Origin of the sequence: Streptomyces muensis (assembly GCF_021474425.1) — a bacterium.
GTDB classification, from domain to species: domain Bacteria; phylum Actinomycetota; class Actinomycetes; order Streptomycetales; family Streptomycetaceae; genus Streptomyces; species Streptomyces muensis.
Genome location: NZ_JAKEIP010000490.1, coordinates 1 through 2,984, shown reverse-complemented (window position 1 = coordinate 2,984; position 2,984 = coordinate 1). Strand labels below are relative to the sequence as shown.

4 protein-coding genes are annotated in these 2,984 nt (G+C 71.5%); 3 read left to right on the top strand and 1 reads right to left on the bottom strand.

Going from position 1 to position 2,984, the window contains the following annotated elements; all coding sequences use genetic code 11:
* Nucleotides 1-129: 129 nt before the first annotated feature.
* Together L0P92_RS43520 and L0P92_RS43515 are read left to right on the top strand one after the other, a co-directional pair.
* Nucleotides 130-306, top strand: a complete 177-nt coding sequence (locus L0P92_RS43520; RefSeq protein WP_234768663.1) for a hypothetical protein — start codon at nucleotides 130-132, stop codon at nucleotides 304-306.
* A 202-nt stretch (nucleotides 307-508) separates the two neighbouring features.
* Nucleotides 509-1,441, top strand: coding sequence for an NAD-dependent epimerase/dehydratase family protein (locus L0P92_RS43515; RefSeq protein ID WP_234768662.1), 933 nt, complete (start codon nucleotides 509-511; stop codon nucleotides 1,439-1,441).
* A gap of 144 nt (nucleotides 1,442-1,585) precedes the next feature.
* On the opposite strand, the gene L0P92_RS43510 is transcribed toward L0P92_RS43515, so the two are convergent.
* On the bottom strand, nucleotides 1,586-1,939 hold the full coding sequence (locus L0P92_RS43510; protein ID WP_234768661.1) for a winged helix-turn-helix transcriptional regulator: 354 nt from the start codon (nucleotides 1,937-1,939) through the stop codon (nucleotides 1,586-1,588).
* 51 nt (nucleotides 1,940-1,990) lie between these two features.
* Here L0P92_RS43510 and L0P92_RS43505 point away from each other — a divergent pair, with 51 nt between their 5' ends.
* Nucleotides 1,991-2,884, top strand: coding sequence for an NAD(P)-dependent oxidoreductase (locus L0P92_RS43505; RefSeq protein WP_234768660.1), 894 nt, complete (start codon nucleotides 1,991-1,993; stop codon nucleotides 2,882-2,884).
* Nucleotides 2,885-2,984 lie beyond the last annotated feature (100 nt).

Below are 2,984 nucleotides of genomic sequence, written 5' to 3'. Positions count from 1 at the left end.
CGCGGACACGCCGCGCGCCCGCCCCGCCACCGAGCGGCTGAACCCGTCGGCCGCGCGGCGTGTCCGCGCGGGCGGGCGCTGCGGCCCGGCGCAGGGTGGTCGGTACGGGCGTCGTCGAGGAGGAAACGTATGCGTGGGGTCATCGCCGTTCTGGCCGCCGTCGTCGCCGGGCTGATGCTGCTCGCGGTACCGGCCGCCGCCCAGGACGACCATGGAAGCGACCATGGAAACGGCCTTGGGAACGGCCTTGGAAACATCGAGCGGAACGAGTGGAACATCCCGATCGCCAACCTCCGCGTGCTCTAGAACCTCCAGCACGACCGCTCGCTCCTCCCCGCACTCCTCCGTGCGCTCATCGGCCATGTCACAGAGCCCCCCGGCCGCCTCGTCCAAGGTTTCGAGGGAAGTGCGAGGTACTCGGGACGGACGTACTCGGGACGGACGCACTCCGGACAGACGCACTCCGGACAGACGCACTCGGAAGATCGAGATCGGGACGGTGAGTGTCATGCGCGTGTTCGTGGCAGGCGGAACCGGCGTCATCGGGCGGCGGCTGGTGCCGCGGCTCGTGGAGCGTGGGCACGAGGTGACGGCCACGACGACGAGCGCGGCCAAGCTGGGACTGCTGAGGGAGCTGGGCGCGGACGGGGTCGTGATGGACGGGCTCGACGCCGGGTCGGTCGGTGAGGCGGTGGGCGCTGCCCGGCCGGACGTGATCGTGCACCAGATGACGGCGATCTCCATGCCCCACTCCGGCAAACCGGACATCCGGCACTTCGACCGGTGGTTCGCCACGACCAACCGGCTGCGCACCGAGGGGACGGACCACCTGCTGGCCGCCGCCGAGGCGACCGGCGTCCCGCATGTCGTCGCACAGAGCGCAGCCATCTGGAACGGCGTCCGCGAGGGCGGCTGGGTGAAGACCGAGGAGGACCCGTTGCCCGTGGAGACGGGCAGGCTGCGCGAGCTCGGAGAGGCGATCCGGCACATCCAGGAAGCCGTCCTCAAGGCCGACGGGACGGTCCTTCGGTACGGCGGGTTCTACGGCCCCGGCGCCACCGACGACCAGGTGGAACTCGTACGCAAGCGGCAGTTCCCGCTGGTCGGGGGCGGTACCGGCTACTGCTCCTGGGTGCATCTGGACGACGCGGCGAGCGCGACCGTGCTGGCCGTGGAGCAGCGGGCGAGGGGCGTGTTCAACATCGTCGACGACGAGCCGGCGCCGGCCAGTGAGTGGCTGCCGTATCTGGCGGCCTGCGCCGGGGCGAAGCCGCCGCTTCGGGTGCCCAAGTGGCTGGCGCGGCTGCTGGCCGGGGACGTGGTGGTGACGATGATGACCGAGGGGCGCGGGTTCTCCAACGCCAAGGCCCGGCGGGAGCTGGGCTGGGAGCCGCGCTACCCGTCGTGGCGCCAGGGGTTCCGGGCCGAGCTGGCACGGTAGATACCCACTTTTTTGTGGGTACTTGGCAGGACCCCGCCGCCGTCCGACCCTTGATGTGGGTGATCGACGAGGCGCCGGACGCGCCCGGTCACCTGGGGAGTCGTACGGCGGCGGCGCACGGGGGGACGGAGGTGGCGTTTCGGTTCAGGAGACCGGTTGGGGCAGGTCCCCGGTCATTCGCTCCAGGCGGCGGTGGCCCCAGTCGGAGAGCGGGCCGAGAGCCTCGGCCAGGTCGCGGCCGAACTCGGTCAGCGAGTAGACGGTCTTCAGCGGCAGTACGTCGTACACCTCACGGTCCACCAGACCGTCCGTCTCCAACTCGCGCAGCGCCTGGGTCAGCACCTTCTCGCTGAGGCCGGGCAGCCGGCGCCGCAGTTCCGCCGGGCGGTGCGGTCCCGACTCCAGCAGCCAGAGCAGCGCCGGCTTCCACTTGCCTTCGACCACCACGAGCGCGGCGGTCACCCCGCAGACGTTCGGGTCATCACGCCGACGCGACATTTCCCCACCCCTTTTGTCATCAATTATCGCCACCTTACAGGGAGTTGAGTCATGTCCACCTACGACCACGAGTCCGCCGTCACCGTCATCGGTCTCGGCCCGATGGGCCGAGCGCTGGCCGGTGCGTTCCTGGACGCGGGCCTGCGTGTCACCGTCTGGAACCGCACGCCGGGGCGGGACCGGGAGCTCGTCGAGCGCGGCGTCACATCGGCCGCGTCCGCCGCCGAGGCGGTCGCCGCCAGTGCGCTGACCGTCGTCTGCGTGGTGAACTACGACGCCGCCGACGCCGTCCTGCGGCAGGACGCGGTCACCGACGCGCTCAAGGGCCGTACGGTCGTCAATCTGACCGCCGACACCCCGGCCCGTTCCCGGGACGCGGCCGGCTGGGCCGACGCGCACGGCATCCGGTATCTGGACGGCGCGATCATGACGCCGACCCCGACCATCGGCGGGCCGGAGGGGGTGTTCATCTACAGCGGCCCCGCGGAGCTCTACGCCGAACACTGGCAGGTCCTCGACGCGCTCGGCGGCACCCACACCCATCTCGGCGAGGACATCGGCCGGGCCGCCGCCTACGACATCGCCCTGCTCGACATCTTCTGGACGGCCATGTCGGGCTACGCGCACGCCCTGGCCGTGGCGCGGGCCGAGAACATCACCGCGCGGGAACTGCTCCCCTTCGCACAGGGCATCGGCGCGATCCTGCCGCCGCTCTTCGAGGAGTTCGCGGGCGACGCCGACGACGGCTCCTACTCCGGCGAACTCAACCCGATCACCTCCGGCGCCTCCTCCATGGCCCACATCATCGAGACCTCCGAGTCCCACGGCATCGACGCGGGCGTCATGCGCGCCGCCGAGGGCCAGGCCCGCCGGGTGATCGGGCTGGGGCACGGGACGGACGGGGTCACCCGGGTCACCGAGGTACTGGGCCGCCACCTGCGGTGACCCACTCCGCCAGCACGGCGAAGTCCCGCTCGGTCAGGCCGTGGCGGTGGTCGACGACGAGATCACCGACGCCGACCGGGCCTGGGTGGCCGGCCACCAC